The 18,440-nt window shown below is 48.9% G+C and carries 20 protein-coding genes; 15 read left to right on the forward strand and 5 right to left on the reverse strand.

The genetic code is table 11. The features are described from left to right. Window positions 1-367 precede the first annotated feature (367 nt). Complete coding sequence (locus ACRC6Q_RS09100; RefSeq protein ID WP_223638747.1) at window positions 368-790, reverse strand: YgaP-like transmembrane domain; 423 nt, start codon at window positions 788-790, stop codon at window positions 368-370. Between the two features lie 395 nt (window positions 791-1,185). Here ACRC6Q_RS09100 and ACRC6Q_RS09105 point away from each other — a divergent pair, with 395 nt between their 5' ends. Continuing rightward, the gene (locus ACRC6Q_RS09105) at window positions 1,186-1,650 is read left to right on the forward strand and encodes a low molecular weight protein-tyrosine-phosphatase (protein WP_431466360.1); all 465 of its coding nucleotides are present in this window, start codon (window positions 1,186-1,188) and stop codon (window positions 1,648-1,650) included. 46 nt (window positions 1,651-1,696) lie between these two features. Here the strand turns inward: ACRC6Q_RS09105 and ACRC6Q_RS09110 are convergent, their stop codons facing one another. After that, window positions 1,697-2,551: an NAD(P)H-hydrate dehydratase gene (locus tag ACRC6Q_RS09110; protein ID WP_431466361.1), complete on the reverse strand. Its 855-nt coding sequence runs from the start codon at window positions 2,549-2,551 to the stop codon at window positions 1,697-1,699. Between the two features lie 312 nt (window positions 2,552-2,863). Here ACRC6Q_RS09110 and ACRC6Q_RS09115 point away from each other — a divergent pair, with 312 nt between their 5' ends. From ACRC6Q_RS09115 to ACRC6Q_RS09125, 3 genes are all read left to right on the forward strand, one after another. After that, on the forward strand, window positions 2,864-3,814 hold the full coding sequence (locus ACRC6Q_RS09115; RefSeq protein ID WP_223638755.1) for an MBL fold metallo-hydrolase: 951 nt from the start codon (window positions 2,864-2,866) through the stop codon (window positions 3,812-3,814). Window positions 3,815-3,942: 128 nt separating this feature from the next. After that, window positions 3,943-4,083, forward strand: coding sequence for a hypothetical protein (locus tag ACRC6Q_RS09120; RefSeq protein WP_431466362.1), 141 nt, complete (start codon window positions 3,943-3,945; stop codon window positions 4,081-4,083). A 292-nt stretch (window positions 4,084-4,375) separates the two neighbouring features. Continuing rightward, window positions 4,376-5,095: a 3-ketoacyl-ACP reductase gene (locus ACRC6Q_RS09125; protein ID WP_223638759.1), complete on the forward strand. Its 720-nt coding sequence runs from the start codon at window positions 4,376-4,378 to the stop codon at window positions 5,093-5,095. Between the two features lie 43 nt (window positions 5,096-5,138). Here ACRC6Q_RS09125 and ptsP read toward each other — a convergent pair whose 3' ends face one another. After that, entirely contained in the window at window positions 5,139-6,857 is a 1,719-nt protein-coding gene (ptsP, locus tag ACRC6Q_RS09130) for a phosphoenolpyruvate--protein phosphotransferase (RefSeq protein WP_431466363.1), read from the reverse strand. Continuing rightward, window positions 6,854-7,123, reverse strand: a complete 270-nt coding sequence (locus ACRC6Q_RS09135) for a phosphocarrier protein HPr (RefSeq protein ID WP_223638763.1) — start codon at window positions 7,121-7,123, stop codon at window positions 6,854-6,856. The genes ptsP and ACRC6Q_RS09135 overlap by 4 nt, the downstream gene beginning before the upstream one ends. A 191-nt stretch (window positions 7,124-7,314) precedes the next feature. Here ACRC6Q_RS09135 and ACRC6Q_RS09140 point away from each other — a divergent pair, with 191 nt between their 5' ends. The 6 genes from ACRC6Q_RS09140 (at window position 7,315) to ACRC6Q_RS09165 (ending at window position 12,861) form a co-directional block, all read left to right on the forward strand. After that, window positions 7,315-8,067, forward strand: coding sequence for a DeoR/GlpR family DNA-binding transcription regulator (locus tag ACRC6Q_RS09140; protein WP_223638765.1), 753 nt, complete (start codon window positions 7,315-7,317; stop codon window positions 8,065-8,067). Beyond that, window positions 8,064-8,996 (forward strand): 1-phosphofructokinase, encoded by a 933-nt coding sequence (gene pfkB, locus ACRC6Q_RS09145; protein WP_223638775.1) that lies wholly within the window; start codon window positions 8,064-8,066, stop codon window positions 8,994-8,996. The genes ACRC6Q_RS09140 and pfkB overlap by 4 nt, the downstream gene beginning before the upstream one ends. Further along, window positions 8,993-10,906 (forward strand): PTS fructose transporter subunit IIABC, encoded by a 1,914-nt coding sequence (locus tag ACRC6Q_RS09150; protein WP_431466364.1) that lies wholly within the window; start codon window positions 8,993-8,995, stop codon window positions 10,904-10,906. The genes pfkB and ACRC6Q_RS09150 overlap by 4 nt, the downstream gene beginning before the upstream one ends. Window positions 10,907-11,254: 348 nt before the next feature. Further along, window positions 11,255-11,626 carry a nuclear transport factor 2 family protein gene (locus tag ACRC6Q_RS09155; RefSeq protein ID WP_298828771.1) on the forward strand — a complete coding sequence of 124 codons (372 nt, stop codon included), beginning with the start codon at window positions 11,255-11,257 and terminating at the stop codon, window positions 11,624-11,626. Window positions 11,627-11,799: 173 nt separating this feature from the next. After that, complete coding sequence (locus ACRC6Q_RS09160) at window positions 11,800-12,177, forward strand: VOC family protein (protein ID WP_223638782.1); 378 nt, start codon at window positions 11,800-11,802, stop codon at window positions 12,175-12,177. A 96-nt stretch (window positions 12,178-12,273) separates the two neighbouring features. After that, complete coding sequence (locus ACRC6Q_RS09165; RefSeq protein ID WP_298828778.1) at window positions 12,274-12,861, forward strand: histidine phosphatase family protein; 588 nt, start codon at window positions 12,274-12,276, stop codon at window positions 12,859-12,861. 49 nt (window positions 12,862-12,910) lie between these two features. Here the strand turns inward: ACRC6Q_RS09165 and ACRC6Q_RS09170 are convergent, their stop codons facing one another. Beyond that, a complete protein-coding gene (locus tag ACRC6Q_RS09170; RefSeq protein ID WP_431466365.1) occupies window positions 12,911-13,099 on the reverse strand; it encodes a hypothetical protein in 189 nt (62 codons plus the stop codon). A 180-nt stretch (window positions 13,100-13,279) separates the two neighbouring features. On the opposite strand from ACRC6Q_RS09170, the gene ACRC6Q_RS09175 reads away from it, so the two are divergent. From ACRC6Q_RS09175 to ACRC6Q_RS09195, 5 genes are all read left to right on the forward strand, one after another. Beyond that, a complete protein-coding gene (locus tag ACRC6Q_RS09175) occupies window positions 13,280-13,732 on the forward strand; it encodes an SRPBCC family protein (protein WP_223638788.1) in 453 nt (150 codons plus the stop codon). A 15-nt stretch (window positions 13,733-13,747) separates the two neighbouring features. Further along, window positions 13,748-14,197, forward strand: coding sequence for an SRPBCC family protein (locus ACRC6Q_RS09180; protein WP_223638790.1), 450 nt, complete (start codon window positions 13,748-13,750; stop codon window positions 14,195-14,197). After that, window positions 14,194-14,703: a DNA topology modulation protein FlaR gene (locus ACRC6Q_RS09185; RefSeq protein ID WP_223638792.1), complete on the forward strand. Its 510-nt coding sequence runs from the start codon at window positions 14,194-14,196 to the stop codon at window positions 14,701-14,703. The genes ACRC6Q_RS09180 and ACRC6Q_RS09185 overlap by 4 nt, the downstream gene beginning before the upstream one ends. A 204-nt stretch (window positions 14,704-14,907) precedes the next feature. Continuing rightward, window positions 14,908-16,170, forward strand: coding sequence for an MBL fold metallo-hydrolase (locus ACRC6Q_RS09190; RefSeq protein ID WP_431466366.1), 1,263 nt, complete (start codon window positions 14,908-14,910; stop codon window positions 16,168-16,170). 128 nt (window positions 16,171-16,298) lie between these two features. Continuing rightward, the gene (locus ACRC6Q_RS09195) at window positions 16,299-18,302 is read left to right on the forward strand and encodes an ABC1 kinase family protein (RefSeq protein ID WP_223638796.1); all 2,004 of its coding nucleotides are present in this window, start codon (window positions 16,299-16,301) and stop codon (window positions 18,300-18,302) included. Window positions 18,303-18,440: the final 138 nt, after the last annotated feature.

Here is an 18,440-nt window from a genome sequence, read left to right on the forward strand (position 1 = left end):
ATTTATCCTGTTTTTTTGCTAAAATAAGAAATTGAGATGATTAGAAGCTTTCATAGAAAAAGCCGGTCGCTCTTAAAAAGGGAGGAAGCGTCAATTTCTAATAATTGGTTATGGTTGCCGGTATTGATCTTTATGATGAATGGTTTCCGCTACGCAGAAATAATGATGCATAGCAGCTTGAATACTTATCAGGTCACCTTTTTTTCATTGAGTATCGTCGGCATCGTATATTTGCTGTGGGTAATTTACAAAGAAAAACTAGTACGCAACAAACCAACCGGTAAGCGGCATTTTAAAATCTGAATAGCGGTATAAAAACGGCTTGCCCCATTTCTACTTGGGACAAGCCGTTTTTATGGTTTCTGGTTCAAATAGGATAATGTTCATCCTCAAGCAAATCTTTCAAAGCCTGTTTTTCAAGGTTGATTTCGCTCATTGTGCGGATGCCCATGCGGCGGATCAGCGACAGCGGTGGACACCAGCCCTGAAGTGCATGCTGAAGCATGAATGCACTGACAGCACCGCTGAAGTAAGCCCATTTTTTGTCGACAGTAAGGGCCATGATAGAAGAAGCCAGCGCAAGGGAAGCCATATTGACTTCCAAGACACGTTCGGTATCCCATTCTTGTTCCAGCTCAGAAATGCGTTGTTCGATCGCCTCAGGATCTTTTCGCTTGAATGTGTTGATGCGGGCTTCGGTTTCCCGTTCGATTTTTTGGTTGATGTGATCGGGTGTTGCGTTATTGACCTTCGACTGGGTCGATGGCAGTGTTTCGATTTGCGCAGTCATATCGGATTCCTCGCTTTCGGTGTTTTTACGAGTATAAGTTGAACTAATAATCTTCGCCTGGTGATATTCCACAAATCAACTTCGCTAGGAAGTTTGGATTATTTACTCTGCTTCGAAGCTAGCGAAGCGATGCTGAAGCAGGAGTTTTACAACTCTTACTTAGGAACTCTATCCAAAGCGACTGAAGCAATGCGTAAAAGCTAGATTCTTATATAGTATTCCGCAACGGGCTCCCGCTAAACCTTTTTGAAGGATAAATCTCTTTCCGTTCCAAGCGGACTCGGCTGCATGGGATGCGTGAACACTAGCTTCAATGCTATAATTGCAGGACCAAAATGAAAGGTTGCCAAGCTCGGAATCGTCTCTTCCAGTCTGGCAGGAAAGGGGGAATAGGCATGATACGCGTATTGTTTGTTTGTCTCGGAAATATTTGCCGATCCCCGATGGCGGAGGCTGTTTTGCGGGTGCAGCTGGACCGGCAGGGATTGTCGCATAAAGTAGAAGTGGATTCAGCCGGTACCGGAAACTGGCATGTCGGCAATAATCCGCATCCGGGAACATTGAAAATCCTGAAGGACAATGCAATCCCCGCGGATGGCATGAAAGGGCGCCAGCTGAATAAGGATGATTTCGACAAGTTCGACTATATCATCGGGATGGACCAAACCAATATAGCTGATATCCGCTCGATGCTCGGCCAGCCGGAACACCCGAAAATTCTTCGTTTCCTGGATTTGACCGACCATCTGAAGGATGTGCCGGACCCTTATTACACAGGGGATTTCGAAGAAACGTATGAACTGGTGAATGATGGCTGTGAAGCGCTGGTGGCGAAAATTAGGAAAGACTATGAAATCTGATAAAAAAACCATCGAAAACGGCTGGAGATTCATTTTCAGCCGTTTTTTATGATTCTTCGAATTTTGCCCAGACCTCAGGAAGCAAGTCCGTCAGTTCATGCGCCAACAGGGTGTGGGGAGAGCGGCTCCGAATCCATTCGTCTGCGCAGGCTCCGTGCAGATGAACGGCGTTCAGCACCGCATGCTTCCAGTCGCTGTGGCTGCACAGCATCCCGAGCATCATGCCGGTCAGCGTGTCTCCGGTGCCTCCTTTGGCGAGGGCGCTGTTGCCGGTCGGATTGGTCCACGTATCGCCATCCGGAAAAGCCGTGAGGGTGTTTTTGCCTTTCAGGACAATCGTGGCGCCTAATCTCCCAGCCCATTCAGCAGCGTGATAAGCCCGGTTTTCTTGCAGTTCGCGTACATCGACGCCAGTGATGCGTGAAAACTCAGCTGGGTGCGGGGTCAAAATGACAGGAGCCTCACGCTCGGGGTAAGAACGCCTGCTCAAAGCACCCGCATCGGCAATCACAGGAAGCCCACTTTCAAGAAGGACGCGCACGGCATCTTCTGTCAATGCGTCCGGATTAGTACCGGGTCCGATTGCCGCTGCTCGGTAGACATCGATAGATTCTTTTTTTTCTGCGATCCGCCGCATGCCATCCCGCAGATAGGTGGCTTCGGGAAGACGTGGGACAATCATCGCCATCGCTCCCGCTTCTGTTGCGATGACCAGCTTGCCGACACCGCTCCGCATAGCGCCAAGTCCGGCGAGAAGTGCAGCGCCTGGCATTTCTTCAGTTCCGGCAATCAATAAAGCAGTGCCATAGCTTCCTTTGTGGCTGTTTGCGCCTCTTTGGGGAAGTGCCGCTTTTACGTGTTCCGCCGTCCAAAAAGGCGGTGTACCAGTTGGTGGGGCCATTCCTGCTCTCCTCCTGTTCGCTGAAAAAATTATATTTTATTTACTTATAGTTTCTAAGTTACTCAAGAATTTCATGGATTGCAAAATATTCGCCAAAAAAACAGGGTGTTCTGATAATTCGAGGAACTGTTTAGTAATCCAGCCCATGAAGTATGAAAGTGCTATAAAAGAAGTCAGGAAAGGACACGCTGGTTTTAATTAATGTACAGCGGTCCTGAAAAGCAGATCCTATTAATGGGCAGGCAGGTGAATTGAATGATAGAATATTCTTATTATGACTTAAAGTTTGATAAAGCAAAGGGGATGGAAAGAATGGAAGACAAACAACCGATTCACTTGAATGAACGCATGCACCTGATCGACGGATTTGACTTGGGGTTGCCGGAGCGGACGGGCACTTATGTCATCGACGAAAAAGAACTGACACTGGTGGATACCGGGCCAAGCCCATCGGTCAAACACGTAAAAAAAGGACTGGCAGCGCTTGGCTTTGCCCTGGAAGACGTCAAATACATAATCGTCACCCATGTCCATTTGGACCATTCCGGCGGGGCGGGTCTTTTATTGCAGGATTGTCCAAATGCCAAGGTAGTGGTCCATCCGAAAGGCGCACGGCATCTGTCCGATCCAAGCCGCCTGATCGCAGGGGCACGGATGGTGTACGGTGAACAGTTCGATCAGTTATTCGCTCCGATTGTCGCCATTCCGGAGGATCGTCTGCTCATTAAGACAGAAGGCGATGGACTCGAAATCGGTCCTTCGTGCACGCTTGAATTCTGGAATACCCCAGGACATGCCAACCACCATTTCAGTATCTATGATCCCGTAAGCAACGGGGTTTTCGCCGGCGATACAGTGGGGATCCGCTATGACCAATTGGTTCGGGAAGGAATTGAGCTGTACCTGCCTTCGACATCGCCCAACCAATTCAATCCGGAAGCCATGCAAAACGCCATTAACCGGTTTTCTGCCGCAAAGCTGGATGCCATCTATTACGGCCATTTCAGCAAATCCGACCAGCCTGAACAAGCGCTGCGCCAATCCGAGGAATGGCTCCAGGTTTTTCTGGAAGAAGGAAAAGCGGCAATGGCTGCACAACTAGCGCCTGATCAATTGGCCGAGCGTATGTTTGACCGGGTTCAGGCTTACTTAAGAACCCAAAACGTACCGGATGACCACGAAGTCTATCCCTATATCCGGCTGGATATGCAGGTCAGTTCCATGGGGATTCTCGATACCTTGTCAAAGCAGCAACAAGTTTAGACCTGTGCATTTATGCACAGTTTTTTTGTGTGACCCTTCGCGTCAACCCAAAGATAAGGAATCTGGATTAAAGAATTCCGGAGAGGGGTATTCTAAATGTAACCACAATCATAAGGAGGAGCCAGAACATGAATAAGGATAAGAAGAAGAACGCCGAAGAAGAGGACAAAGAAGAATTCACCGGTACTCCTGAAGAGCAGCTTCCTGATTTTGAAGCGGAAGAGCAGACAGACCGGCAAGAAAAAGAAGAAAACGATACGGATGAATAAAGTTATTCATGAACTTTTTCGAAATTAGGAGATAGAAAGAGGCGCCGGGCCTATTTGTTCGGCGTCTCTTTTGAAATCACCTCTGAATACACCTTTAAAATATTCATAAAAATTATGAATAATAAAGAATGGGCTGATTTTTTTATTGAATATTCATTAGAATTATTCATAAACCTTTTTTATTTTTAGGCTGTTTATTCCCCGTCCTGTTAGGGGTAAAGAAAAAGCGTGCAAGTTTTTCGTTGAAACAATAATGAATGGGACAGATTAGTGAGAGGTGGAGTTTTACATTATGCAAGTATTGACAGAAAAAACGGCTTTTATCACAGGAGCGGGAAAAGGCATCGGCCGCGCAACGGCGCTGGCTTTGGCGAATGAAGGGGTCAATGTTGGGCTGATTGCGCGTACAGAAGCGGATTTAGCAAAGCTGACTGCTGAAATCAAATCGCTTCGTGGACGTGCAGCATATGCAGTAGCGGATGTTTCCGACTTAGAGCAGGTGGAGGCGGCCGTGAAAAAATTGACGAAAGAACTTGGAACTGCAGATATATTGATCAATAATGCCGGAATCGGCAAATACGGCCCGTTTTTGGAATTGGAGCCGGAGGAATGGAAACGGGTCATTGACGTTAACTTGATGGGCATGTACTACGTCACGAGAACTGTCCTGCCGCAGATGATCGAAAAAAACAGGGGAGACATCATTAATATTTCCTCAAGTTCAGGTCTGCGCGGAACAGCTGGATCGAGTGCCTATAGTGCTTCGAAATTTGGTGTGCTGGGAATGACGGAAGCTTTGTCGCAGGAAGTCCGCAAGCAGAACATTCGCGTTTTTGCTTTGACGCCGAGCCGTGTGGTAACGGATTTGACGCACAAGGAAGGCGAAACAGCTCAGGAAAAAGAAAAGTTCATGCAGCCGGAGGACCTGGCGGAATATATGGTCGCGCAGTTGAAATTGCATCCGCGGATCTTTATTCCAACATCAAGCCAGTGGGCAACCAACCCTTTTTAAGCAAAAGAAAACGAGCCAGGGAAAAGATCCCTTGGCTCGTTTTTTATTTTGCGGAAAGTTTCTTAACATAATCTTCGACTTCCTGGGAAGTACTGAGCGCCAGGATCTGGTCTGTATGCTGGGCCATTTCCGCTTTGGAAAGTTTGCTGATCTGTGAACGGGCTTTCAGAATCGATGAAGCGCTCATCGAGAATTCATCCAGACCCAGTCCGAGAAGGATCGGAATCGCAATTTCGTCCCCGGCCATTTCCCCGCACATGCCGGTCCATTTTCCTTCGCGGTGAGAAGCGTCAATAACCATTTTCACCAGGCGCAAAATCGCCGGGTTGAATGGCTGATACAAATACGACACACTTTCATTCATGCGGTCAGCGGCCATCGTGTACTGGATCAGGTCATTGGTGCCGATCGAGAAGAAATCCACTTCTTTGGCGAAAGTATCCGCCATGACAGCGGTCGATGGAATCTCGACCATGATGCCGACTTCAATCGATTCGCTGACTTCCACGCCTTCAGACTGCAGTTTCGCTTTCTCTTCCAGCAGCAAGGCTTTCGCAGCGCGGAATTCATCGACTGTCGCAATCATCGGGAACATGATTTTCAAGTTCCCGTGGACGCTGGCCCGAAGCAGGGCACGCAGCTGCGTCCGGAACATATCCGGCATTTCCAGGCACAGGCGGATTGCGCGCAGGCCAAGGAATGGGTTCAGTTCTTTCGGCAAGTCCAGGTAGGACAGCTCTTTGTCGCCGCCGATGTCCAAAGTGCGGACTACGGTTGGTTTGCCTTGCATGCCTTTTAAGACAGCGGCGTAGGCTTCAACCTGCTCGTCTTCTGTCGGGAACTGGTCGCGTCCCATATAAAGGAACTCCGTGCGGTACAAGCCGATCGCTTCGCCGCCGTTATCGACAACGCCGGCAATGTCTTTCGGCGTTCCGATATTGGCACCGAGTTCAACGGCTTGGCCATCCGCAGTTACGGTGGCTTCGTTCTTCAATACGGCCCATTCCGCTTTTTGCTGGTCATAGGCCGTTTGCTTGTTTTTGTATTCTTCGATGACGCTGACTTCCGGGTCGATCAGAATCGTCCCATCCAAGCCATCGACGATGACCGTCATGCCGTTCTTTATGTCGGCCATCGCCGTTTTCGCGCCGACCACGGCGGGGATTTCCAGCGTCCGCGCCAGGATCGCCGAATGGGAAGTGCGTCCGCCGATATCGGTGATGAAGCCTTTGACGAACTCGGCGTTCAATTGAACGGTATCGGATGGGGTCAAATCTTCCGCGATGATGATGACTTCGTCTGAAATCATGCTCGGGCTTTGGATCGTGACGCCTAACAAGTGGGCAAGAACCCGTTTTCTGACGTCACGGATATCCGCGGCGCGTTCTTTCATATAGTCATTGTCCATTGCTTCGAACATGGAAATGAACATATCCGTCGTTTCCTGCAAGGCGAACTCCGCATTGACTTTGTCCGCGGTGATGCGCTCGGTAATCGGTCCGACCAGTTCAGGGTCGCTCAGGACCAGCAGGTGAGCGCCGAAAATCGCCGCTTCCTTTTCGCTGATCTGTTCTGCGGTTTTCTTTTGGATGGCTTCCAGTTCGGTGATCGATTGCTCCAAGGCGGAAGTTAATCGCTCCAATTCACTGTCGGTATCCGAAATCGTCCGTTTGTCAACATTCAATTCCGGATTTTCCAAGCGAAAAGCTTTAGCGATGGCGATGCCATTTGATGCTGCTATTCCGGACATTGTTTGTGTCATTGGTTTGAGATCCCTTCTGCTTTCATGACGTCGGCCGCTTTTTCGATGGCTTCGTTTTCGTCTTCGCCATCAGCTGCGATCGTGACGACTGAACCGCTTGGAACACCCAGGGACATAACGCCCAAGATGGATTTCAAGTTCACTTTTTTGCCTTTGTGTTCGATTGTGATATCCGATTTGAATTTTGACACCGCTCCAACTAATGCGGATGCCGGACGTGCGTGCATACCTGCTTCATCTGTAATTGTAAATTGTTTTTCGACCATGATTGATTTCCTCCTTTTGTAGGTGCAGCCATTTATGTATCCACTGACCGATTGTGACGGGTTTTGAGTGAATGTAAATTTTAAAATGGCGTTTTTTGATTGCTTATGAACGATTATGATTGATTGTGGAAGCGATTTCAAGTATTATCTATTTAACAGAACTTTTACTCTATTAAAAAGAAGGTGAGAACTTGCTGACCAACGAACGTCATGCCTATATTCTACGATTGTTGGATGAAAAGCAGACAGTCAAAATACAGGAGCTGGTGGAATCCACCGGCGCATCAGAATCGACCATCCGAAGGGATTTGACCGATCTTGAACATTCCCGGAAATTGGAACGCGTTTTCGGCGGTGCCATTTTGCCGGGACAAAATCTGATGGAACCTAGCATATCGGACAAATCCACACAGTTTCTGGAAGAAAAAATCAGGATTGCAGAATTCGCTTCTTCACTGATCCAACAGGGAGATAGTATTTTCCTGGATGCGGGCACCACGACCTTCCAATTGATTCCGTTTTTGAAAGACAAAGATCTGGTGGTCGTCACCAACGGATTGACGCTTGTTGAAGCCCTTAATGAACAAGGCATCACGACCTATTTGACCGGGGGCTTGATGAAGCCCCGGACCGGAGCTTTTGTCGGCTCCCATACCATCTCTGCTTTGCGGAACTACCGCTTCGACATCTGTTTTCTCGGCATCAACGGCTTCCATCCGGAATACGGCTACACCACACCGGACCCAGAGGAAGCAGCTGTCAAACAGATGGCCAGCTCCTTATCGCGAAAGACGTTTGCGCTCGCTGATCATTCCAAAGCCAATAAAATCAGTTTTGCCAAAATCATGGATTTGGATCGCGCCACTTTAATTGTAGATGAAATTTCCAAAGAAGCCAATGCTGGGCTCCAAAAAAAGACAATAGTAAAGGTTGTGGCACCATGATATACACCTGCACAATCACGCCTTCCATCGATTACACAGTTTATGTACCCGAATTTGAAAGCGGGAAACTGAACCGCTCCGACGAAGTCTATTACTATCCCGGCGGAAAAGGCATCAATGTCTCCCGGGTTTTGAAGCGGCTTGGTGTCTCTAATCGGGCACTCGGTTATGCCGGAGGCTTTACGGGACATTATATAGAGGAGTTTTTGAAAAACGAAGGAGTTGACACCGATTTTATCAAAACGGGGGAAATCACCCGGATTAACGTCAAAATCAAATCGGCTCAAGAAACCGAGCTGAATGGTCCAGGGCCTAATCTGAATGCCGCCCAATTGGATGCCCTGACGGAAAAAGTACAAAATATTGCTGAAGGCGATTGGTTCGTGCTGGCAGGGAGCCTGCCGGGCTCTATCGCCGCCGATTATTTTCTGGAACTCGCGGAAATCTGCCAAGCCAATAAGGTCCGTTTTGTATTGGATACTTCAGGGCCTGCGCTGGAAAGCCTGATTACCGCCCCGGTGTTTCTGGCAAAACCCAATCAACAAGAGCTGGGTGAACTGTTCGGTGTGGAAATTACCACAGTGCCGGAAGCATTCCGCTACGCAAAAAAACTGGTGGAGCGCGGCACGGAACATGTTGTCGTTTCCATGGGCGGGAGCGGTGCGCTGCTTGTCACAAAAGACCAGGCTTTAATCGCCAAAGCACCTCAAGGAACCGTGGTCAACACCGTTGGTTCCGGCGATTCACTGGTGTCGGGGTTCATCGCGTCCTACGCCACCGATCAGAACGCGGAGCTCGCTTTCCGCTACGGAGTAGCCAGTGGGAGTGCGACCGCTTTCCGGTCGGATTTATGCCGCAGGGAAGACGTAGAAAGGCTGCTTGACCAAGTAAAGATTTATCCATTCGAAGAAAAGGGTGTGACCACATGAAAATCACTCAGCTGTTGACAGAAGAAACCATCATCTTAAACCTTACCGCTTCGACAAAACAAGAAGTACTGGAAGAACTTGCCGGCCAATTGGAGCGCGCAGGCAAATTGGCCGATAGACGTGCGTTCACCGCAGCCATACTCGAACGCGAAAGCCAAAGCACCACCGGCATCGGAGACGGCATCGCCATCCCGCACGCCAAGTCGGCGGCGGTGAAATCTCCAGCCATCGCTTTCGGTCGTGCGCCTGATGGACTTGATTTTGAATCGCTCGACGGCCAGCCGGCCAATCTGTTCTTTATGATCGCCGCTACTGAAGGCGCCAATGACGATCATTTGGAGGCGCTGTCACGCCTCGCAACTTACCTGATGGACAATCAGTTCCGCACGAATATTCTCGCTGCGCAATCCAAACAGGAAGTCTTGCAGGTGGTGACCGATAAAGAGGCTTCTTTGGAAGAACCGGAAGAGGCAGCTGAAAACATCCCCGTCGACAGCACGCAAAAGAAAATCCTGGCCGTCACGGCGTGTCCGACTGGGATCGCGCACACGTATATGGCCGCTGAAAAATTGAACGAACGCGCAAAAGAGCTGGGCATCGCCTTGAAAGTGGAGACCAACGGCTCGAGCGGCGTGAAAAACCGCTTGACCGATGAAGACATTGCGGGAGCGGATGCCATCATCGTTGCAGCCGACACGAAAGTGGATATGGGCCGTTTCGACGGCAAACCGGTCATCCAGACCGCAGTCGGCAAAGCCATCTATGAAACGGACAATCTGTTGAACCGTGCCGTAACCGGAGATGCCCCGACCTATAAGCATGACAAGTCGAAAGATGAAGCGGACGCCGGGGAAACCAAAGGCGGGTTTTATAAGCATTTGATGAACGGGGTCTCGAATATGCTGCCGTTTGTTGTCGGCGGCGGGATTTTGATCGCTATCTCGTTCTTCTGGGGCATCAACGCCTCCAACCCTGACAGTCCTGAATACAATGAATTTGCGGCCATGCTGAGCACCATCGGCGGTGGCAACGCCTTCTTCTTGATGGTTCCGGTACTGGCCGGCTTTATCGCCATGAGCATTGCCGACCGTCCCGGGTTTGCGCCGGGTATGATCGGCGGATTGATTGCCATTACTGTCACCGGTGTAGAAGAAGCAAGCGGCGGTTCGGGATTCCTCGGCGGATTGATCGCCGGATTCCTGGCCGGTTATGTGACGCTTTTGGTCAAAAGAGCGTTTGCGGGTTTACCCGATGCACTGGAAGGCTTGAAACCGGTACTGTTCTATCCGGTCTTTGCGATTGCCATCACCGGCATCATCATGATGCTCGTCAATCCACAGCTGACGAAAGTCTATACGACCATTTCCGCTTTCCTTGAAAGTTTAGGCGGCACGAATCTGGTGCTGGTCGGTTTGCTGCTCGGCGGCATGATGGCTATCGATATGGGCGGCCCGATCAACAAAGCGGCCTATACATTCGGCATTGCGATGCTGGATGCGCAGAATTTCAATTTCATGGCGACCGTCATGGCGGCCGGAATGGTTCCGCCGCTGGGCATGGCGATTGCTACGACACTTTTCAAAAACAAATTCACCAGACCGGAACGTGAAGCCGGCAAGACCGCTTATGTGCTGGGTGCCTGCTTTATCACCGAAGGCGTCATCCCGTTCGCTGCAGCCGACCCTGCCCGCGTCATTCCGGCTTCAGTAGCTGGAGCGGCGGTCACCGGTGCCATGGTCATGCTGTTTGACATCGGATTGCGCGCTCCTCACGGCGGCGTGTTCGTCATCGGTCTCGTCGATGGAGGGGTTGCCAGCATTCTGATGTACGTGGTGGCCATTCTGGCAGGAGCGGTCGTTACCGCACTTGTCGCTGGCTCATTGAAAAAACGGGTTCCCGTTGCCGCATAATCAACAACCGCTTCAGGGCGTAACCTGGAGCGGTTTTTTTGAGTCATTTAATGCAAAATAAATCTTAGCGGCAGCGGTTTTCGCGTATGTTTTCAAACGGAATGGGGTATTGAATACTACGATGCAATTGAAGAGTCCGGAACCGGTGCACTGGGGAAATTGATCGGGAAGAGGTGAAAAGTCTCACAGCAAGTATGCAAGTTGGCCGGCAGTTGCTATTATCTAATGGTTATCCAAGAAAAGGGGAATTACCAGCGGATCTTCCGTTGTTTCAAGCGGGAGTTCTGCAGACCGTTAAACGGAAGAAATACAAAGAAAGGAAAAAAGGACCGGAAGGAGCGGCTGGCGATGAAAACGGCAAGAAACACGGATTTTTTCCGGCAATTCAATGGGGCTTTCTTTCAGGGAGACCGCCAATTCATAGAAGAGAGCATTGCGGAAGACATCGTTTGGACCATAGTGGGGTCAGAACCGATCAAAGGCAAGCAGGCATTTCTCGATGTGGCATTCGGCGTGGATGATGGCTATACGGACATGGAATACACCACCGAGCTGTCCTTGACCAATGGCAGAGAAGCGGCGCTCAAAGGAAAGATGATCCGAAAAGGCACAGGGGATGTCCCGAAAATTTATGCCTATTGCGATTTTTATGTATTGGACGATGAAGATGAAGGCAAGATCAAAGAAATGACCACCTTTGTCGTCGAATTAAAGGAATAACCGATGTGTGGCAGCCCCTGATAGCCATAGGGGCTTTTTTTGATGGCAAAATGGGGTTTGGGTTTATAAATGTAATTATCTACATAAGGCTAATACAAAATCAGTTCAAAACAAGCTTTTACGTTAAAAAGAGGGTATACATCAGGAAAACTACTTATGAAGGACGTGTCTGGATGAAAATCACGCATTTGGATCATTTGGTCTTGACGGTGTCATCCATCGAAGAAAGCTGCAGATTTTATGAACAGGTACTGGGTATGGAAGTGATTCGTTTTGGGGAAGGGCGGACTGCGCTGAAATTTGGCAATCAAAAAATCAACCTTCATGAAACAGGCAAAGAGTTCGAACCGAAAGCGGCAACGCCGACAGCAGGAAGCGGGGATCTTTGTTTTATTACAGAAAGCTCAGTCAAGGAAATCACAGCCCATTTGGCTAAACTTGGTGTCGAGATTGAAGAAGGGCCTGTCAAAAGGACCGGGGCTCTTGGGAAAATGGATTCGGTCTATCTCCGAGATCCCGACGGCAATTTGCTAGAGGTGTCGAGCTACTGACCGAGTAGCTGCTAAAGTAGAGGTTTTATAGATGAGCCTCAGGTGACTTTATGGTAAAATGAAGAAATACACGATTGACTAAAGGGGTGAATAAATATGACCATCGTATGCTTGGTACGTCACGGAGAGACCGATTGGAATGCACGAGGAAAAATTCAAGGAAAAACCGACATTCCGTTGAACGAGGCAGGTGTCCAGCAGGCAGCTCAATGCGGGGCGTATTTATCCGACTCCAACTGGGATCTGATCGTCACGAGCCCATTGCAGCGCGCCCGTCGTACTGCTGAAATCATCAATGAAACATTGGATTTGCCGCTGATTGAAATGGAAGAGTTTGCGGAGAAGCATTTCGGTGATGCAGAGGGCTTAACCTATGAGGAGCGGGCACTTACTTTTCCGGACAGGCATTATCCGAATCAGGAAGACAATGAGCTATTTGCTGAACGCCTGGCACAGGGGTTGAAGATCATCAACGACCGTTACAAAGAACAGCGCGTGCTGCTGGTTTCCCATGGCGGTGTCATCAACGCCATACTTGGAGAGCTGTCGGACGGTGAAATCGGTTCCGGGAAAACCCGCTTACTGAATGCCTGCCTCAGCCACATCCATTTTCATGAAGACAACTGGATCATCCGAAACTACAATCAGATCAGCCATCTCGAAAAAACAGTCAGCAAACGATAGGCAATCGAAAAATAAAAAGCAGCAAGACGCAAAACGTCTTTGCTGCTTTTTATTTTTTCCCGGCCGCTGCTTTGCCTTTGTCCATGCGGTAAACATAAACAGCCAATGCCCCCATGAATAGAGATGAATTGAACCAGAAAACGAGATCGCCCAGCGCTCCACTGAACAGCAGGGCATTTGCGGCAGTTATCAATTGCATCGCAATTATGAATAAAATCAATATGGTCGCGGTCTTCACCGAATCACTCCGTTCCTTTTCCCATTATAAAGGTGCTGGCGATTATTTCAAGTGAGCGGAAATCCGGAGAACTCGAACAGGTATGCCACAGTCCCCTGAAACGGAAGCAACCGGACGTGAATCTTTGGGGCAGGAATGGGATAATGACTGAGAGCAAGTTAGACCGAAGGAGGAACACCCATGGTGAAATGGAAAGAAGAAATGATGATTGATGCCGATATCGAAAAAGTCTGGAGTTTGTTCCGGGATGACAACATCAAAAAGCTGATGCCGAAAGTCGAGGAGCATATCCTGCTGGAAAACGATAATGACCAGCTTGGCGCCAAACACGCACAAAGCTATCACGAAGGCACTCAGCTGCAGACCTACATCATTGAGACCGTAGGCTATGCGGACAGTCCGGATAAAAAACTCAAACAGACCCAGTTTGAGATGGGGCAAAGCTTCACAGTGTTTTATTCGTTTACGCTGGTGAGGGAAGGGGAAAATCGCACAAAGTTCATCTATGAAGGCACTAATAAAGGCAAAGGCTTGATGGGCAAAGCGATGCTGCTGTCGGGCAGCAAGAAAAAACGCCAGCAGACCGTCACCACGTTCATGGAGCGGGTAAGGGATGAAGCACTGAAGCTATAGAGGGGAGCGGGGGAGATGATCCAGTGGAATGAACAACGGGTGATCAATGCGCCAATCGATAAGGTGTGGAGCTTGTTTTCAGACGAGCAACTGCAGACGATTATGCCGCAGCTGGAAAAACATCAATTGCTCGAAGGGCCGCCGAACCGGGTGGGATCCAAGTATGCACAGCAGAACCGGATGGGCAATCGGTTGGTCAGCTATGTCATGGAAATTACCGCTTATGAAGATTTGCCGGCGTACAAACGCAAAGATATCAGTTTTGTAGCAGCTGGGCTGTTCCGCATCTCGCTGTGTTTTTCCTTGACCCAAAAAAGCAGTGATCAGACCTTGTTTGTCTACAGCGGCTCCAATGCAGGTGTCAACCTGGTTGGAAGAACCTTATTGAAGCTGGATCCGAGTAACAGCAGCCGGCAGGAAGTGGAAGATTTGATGGCGCGGGTGGCCGAGGCGGCGGAGTCATGAAACTTTACATCATCGGCTCAGTCGGGAGCGGCAAGTCCACCATGGCGCGCCGGTTGTCACATGCCTTAAGCATTCCGCATTTTGAAACGGATAATTTCGTCTGGCAGCGGCAGGAGGGCGGAGACGTCCGTAATGCCGAACCTGTCAGAGATGCGCAGTTCCTTGCGGCAGTCACACAGGAGGATTGGATTATCGAAGGCGTCCACATCGGTTGGACGGAAAATGCGATCAGGTCTGCGGACATGGTGATTTTCTTGGACATCCCTTATCATCAGAGAACCTATCAATGTATTCTCCGTTATTTGAAACAGCGGGTGGGGGTGGAGCGGTCCAATTACAAGCCCCGTTTATCGATGCTACTGAAAATGTTCAAATGGAACCGTTATTTTGAAGAAACGATGAAGCCGGTATTTCTTGAAAAACTCGAATCGATACCTGAAAAAACACGGGTCCTTAAAAAACGTAGACAAGTCAGTGAATTTCTGGTCGAACAGATCCGAGAGTAGGGAAAATGCTTTTTTTAATAAATATGTAGTAAACTACATAAGGACATATCATTAAAATTCAAAACCGTCTACAAGAAAAGAAAATCTGTATGAAAAGAAAATTGAAAGCTTTATACTTTTACCGGTTTAAAGCTTTGCGTGACAGAAGCCGGCCGTATTTGTATCATGAAAGAAACAGATAGGGAGCCAGAGGGGGAAAAGAACATGCTTAAAGTCTATGAAAAAGAACGGGTGCTGTGCGTTGAAGGGATACTCGAAGAAACCCGAAGCAAAGTTTTCGTCTATCTGGTTGACGGCATGCTGATCGATACCGGTGCCGAAAAGCTGCAGGAAGAATTGATCGGCTTTTTCAATGAGCACACGTTCGACCAGGTCGTGCTGACACATCATCACGAGGATCATACCGGCAATGCGGCTTGGCTTCAACAAAATCGGGAGATTCCATTCTTTATTCATCCATTGGGATTGGAAATTATAAAAGAAAACGGGGAGTACCCGGAGTACCGGAAAATCACTTGGGGCAATCGAAGCGCATTTGACGCACAACCCCTTGGAGCGCGCGTCCGCTCCCGCACACTCGACTGGCAAGTGATTCATACACCAGGCCATGCAGACGACCATGTCGCTTTGTTTCATGAGGAATCGGGCCGACTTTTCACGGGCGACTTATTTGTCTCACCAAAAACGCGTGTCATGATGAAAACTGAATCGGTCGCACTCATTGCAGCGTCATTACGCAAACTATTGGCGCTGCCGTTCACATCGGTATTTTGCAGCCATGCAGGCTTTCTGGAGAATGGACGCGCTTTGCTTGAGCAGAAGCTGCATCATTTGGAAACCCTTCAGCAAACCATCATCGGGCTTTATGAACAAGGGCTGGCTTCAAGCGACATCAATCAACAGCTTTTTCAAAAAACGTATCCCATCATCGAGTTTTCGAAAAGGGAATGGGACACCATCCATATCGTCTCTTCTGTAATCTCTGATTATGAGAAGAAAAAGAACCGCCACCTCAGTCCACGTGCGACTACCTTAGGAATTCTCAGAAAAGGCGATGCAATTCTCCTGGAACAGCAATTTAGACCCCATTCAGCCGGTACCGGTCCATTTTACCGGCCACTTGGCGGCACCATTGAACTTGGGGAACCGGCCGCTGTCAGCTTGAAAAGGGAATTCAAAGAAGAGACTGGCGCAAGCATCCGCATTGTGCGCTACCTGGATGTGCTGGAGAATATCTTCACGCTCAAGAACCAGGTCTTCCATGAAATTATCCTTTTCTATGAAGTCGAATTTGAAGAAGAGGCTCTCTACCAGCAAGAAGAGTTTGATGTAACCGAAGGAGGCAAAACGACCAAAGCGAAATGGGTCACGCTCGATGAGCTGGCACTTGATGAAACGACGTTATACCCCACAGGCTTGCTGGAACTGATCCAAAAAATGCCGGTGACGACGGGTTCAAAACCGTGATCGGCCAAATTTCTCGGCATCCGGTTTTCTGAGTGATTCAGGTCTATCCGCCTAAAGATTTGATATACTGAAGAAATAAAGCTCACCTATTGCTGTCGAGGATTGGTGATGAAAGGAGAGTGCCCTTCATGATCTATTTCATTATGTTGATGGGACTACTGGCAGTGGCCTTTTTCATCTATTATGTGAGTGGCCGTTTAATGGGTTCGCAGATCAACTTCACCAAACGAATCCTGTCTGTCCTGCTGGGGGTCAGCTTGACGACATTTGTCTACTGGTATTCCTATTTGCGCTACACGGATGTTTTAAGTGAAAATATCGCTATTGCAGTTACTGATGCCAGCGCCATCATATGGATCGGCAGCATGCTGTTGATTTCAATGCTGTTCTACCTGTTTTTCGAGCTGTTCGATCCCATAGAACTGGGAGAACGAGGAGAGCGCATCACCGGACAGAAATTCATCATCCAAAGGTTGAGGCATCGGTGGCGGCGCCAAAAACGCTTGAGCCAGGTACTGGAGATCGCTGTCCGAAACGGATTTTCCCGAACCATCCGCTATGCGCGCCACCGGGAAAGCAACCGGGATTTCGCCATCGCGTTCCGTGATACGCTGGAACAAAGCGGCGGGATCTTCATCAAGTTCGGCCAAGTCTTGTCGACGCGCACTGAGCTGTTTTCACCGGTTTTCATCGAAGAACTGGAAACGCTGCAGCAGGATGTCAAACCTTTGACCAGCGATCAGGTCAAAACGATTTTAAACAATTCCTTATCCGCGAGTGTCGAAGACGTGTTTTCGGAATTCCATATGGATCCGCTTGCGGCCGGCTCGATCGGACAGGTGCACCGGGCTGTCTTAAGGAAGACGCAAGAAGATGTCGTGATTAAATTGCTGCGGCCGGAAGTCAAAGGCATTATGCGCAATGATTTGGATATTCTGGTTGAATTTGCCGATTGGGTCGCCAGCAAATCCAAATGGGCGGAAAACATCGGCTTTCGTGAATTGGCGATCGGTTTTGCGAACGGCTTGCGTGAAGAAATCAATTTCGGCATCGAGACCCGCAACACCATTCAAGTTGCCAACGCACTCAAAAAAAGCGATTACCCGGTCAAGATCCCCCATGTCTACCGTGAATACAGCAATGATAATTTAATCGTCATGCAATATTTCAAAGGGAAAAGCATTTCCCGCGGCCAGGAAGTCTTTGACCAATTTCATATCGACCAGAAGGAATTCGGCCGCACCATATTGTTTTCATTTTTCGAACAAATGCTGTTTTCCGGAATTTTTCATGCCGATCCCCATCCCGGCAATATCTTCATCGATGAACAGGACGGGAAACCGATTCTCTTGGACTTTGGTGCCGTCGGACGGCTGGCCGCTCCTCAACAGGATGGCTTGAACCTCTTTATCATCGGCGTCCAGCAAAACGACGCAGAAGTCATTTATGATGCCATCAATGCATTGGTGGAAGACAATAGCCAAATTGAACGCCAGAAGCTCGAACAGGCGATTGGGCAATTGCTGCTGAAAATCTCCTATGTCGACAAGATCCCGACTGATGAGCTCATCCATTCCATGTTCGATATCGTCCGCGAATTCGGGTTGGCGTTCTATCCATCCGTGGGAATGGCGCTTCGGTCTTTGATCAGTCTGGACAGTACGCTCCATACCATCGATCCGAAGTTCGATATGTTCACAGAAGCCAAAGTCTTTGCGAAAAAATACAAGACTGCCGTACTGAAGAAGCCCTTCACTGAGCCGCGTGAGACCAAGCAAAAAATCGAAGAGGAATTGGCGTTGCTGATCCCGGAAATGATGAAGTTGCCGAAACGGGCTGATCAATTGATCCAGCGCATTGAAGGCGGCAAAATTATCCTGCATCATGACGTGTTCTCCGACAAGCACAATGCCAATTTTGTCCTACAGCTGTTTTCCCGATTCGTGCTGCTCATGTCCGGTATTACCTTTGGGCTAGTATCAGCCGCTCTATTAGCCATTGCACAGTTCATCAATACCCAATATGCGGTCTATTTGAATACAGCCGCCTATACCGGATTGTTCCTGTGTGTCATCCTGTTGGTCCGTCTGTCCATCCAGGCGATACGCGATATGAAACGAAGCACGACATAGAAAAGATTATATCCTGAGAAGGGTATAATCTTTTTTATTTTATAGAAGCTCACACTTTGTGGATTCTCCTGAAAGCCGAACAACTGAACTGAAATTCACCTCCCTGGTAATGACTGGATATCATTGGTACTATTCAAT

The sequence above is a fragment of the Planococcus sp. SE5232 genome (assembly GCF_050686535.1).
In the GTDB taxonomy this organism is placed as follows: domain Bacteria; phylum Bacillota; class Bacilli; order Bacillales_A; family Planococcaceae; genus Planococcus.

What these genes read in the sequence shown, in the direction of transcription:
- ACRC6Q_RS09105 (WP_431466360.1), top strand. Translation starts at nt 1,186, where the DNA reads ATGATACGCGTATTGTTTGTTTGTCTCGGAAATATTTGCCGATCCCCG.
- ACRC6Q_RS09120 (WP_431466362.1), top strand. Translation starts at nt 3,943, where the DNA reads ATGAATAAGGATAAGAAGAAGAACGCCGAAGAAGAGGACAAAGAAGAA.
- ACRC6Q_RS09175 (WP_223638788.1), top strand. Translation starts at nt 13,280, where the DNA reads ATGGTGAAATGGAAAGAAGAAATGATGATTGATGCCGATATCGAAAAA.
- ACRC6Q_RS09115 (WP_223638755.1), top strand. Translation starts at nt 2,864, where the DNA reads ATGGAAGACAAACAACCGATTCACTTGAATGAACGCATGCACCTGATC.
- ACRC6Q_RS09100 (WP_223638747.1), bottom strand. Translation starts at nt 790, where the DNA reads ATGACTGCGCAAATCGAAACACTGCCATCGACCCAGTCGAAGGTCAAT.
- ACRC6Q_RS09125 (WP_223638759.1), top strand. Translation starts at nt 4,376, where the DNA reads ATGCAAGTATTGACAGAAAAAACGGCTTTTATCACAGGAGCGGGAAAA.
- ACRC6Q_RS09165 (WP_298828778.1), top strand. Translation starts at nt 12,274, where the DNA reads ATGACCATCGTATGCTTGGTACGTCACGGAGAGACCGATTGGAATGCA.
- ACRC6Q_RS09180 (WP_223638790.1), top strand. Translation starts at nt 13,748, where the DNA reads ATGATCCAGTGGAATGAACAACGGGTGATCAATGCGCCAATCGATAAG.
- pfkB (WP_223638775.1), top strand. Translation starts at nt 8,064, where the DNA reads ATGATATACACCTGCACAATCACGCCTTCCATCGATTACACAGTTTAT.
- ACRC6Q_RS09150 (WP_431466364.1), top strand. Translation starts at nt 8,993, where the DNA reads ATGAAAATCACTCAGCTGTTGACAGAAGAAACCATCATCTTAAACCTT.
- ACRC6Q_RS09160 (WP_223638782.1), top strand. Translation starts at nt 11,800, where the DNA reads ATGAAAATCACGCATTTGGATCATTTGGTCTTGACGGTGTCATCCATC.
- ACRC6Q_RS09190 (WP_431466366.1), top strand. Translation starts at nt 14,908, where the DNA reads ATGCTTAAAGTCTATGAAAAAGAACGGGTGCTGTGCGTTGAAGGGATA.
- ACRC6Q_RS09195 (WP_223638796.1), top strand. Translation starts at nt 16,299, where the DNA reads ATGATCTATTTCATTATGTTGATGGGACTACTGGCAGTGGCCTTTTTC.
- ACRC6Q_RS09135 (WP_223638763.1), bottom strand. Translation starts at nt 7,123, where the DNA reads ATGGTCGAAAAACAATTTACAATTACAGATGAAGCAGGTATGCACGCA.
- ACRC6Q_RS09185 (WP_223638792.1), top strand. Translation starts at nt 14,194, where the DNA reads ATGAAACTTTACATCATCGGCTCAGTCGGGAGCGGCAAGTCCACCATG.
- ptsP (WP_431466363.1), bottom strand. Translation starts at nt 6,857, where the DNA reads ATGACACAAACAATGTCCGGAATAGCAGCATCAAATGGCATCGCCATC.
- ACRC6Q_RS09110 (WP_431466361.1), bottom strand. Translation starts at nt 2,551, where the DNA reads ATGGCCCCACCAACTGGTACACCGCCTTTTTGGACGGCGGAACACGTA.
- ACRC6Q_RS09155 (WP_298828771.1), top strand. Translation starts at nt 11,255, where the DNA reads ATGAAAACGGCAAGAAACACGGATTTTTTCCGGCAATTCAATGGGGCT.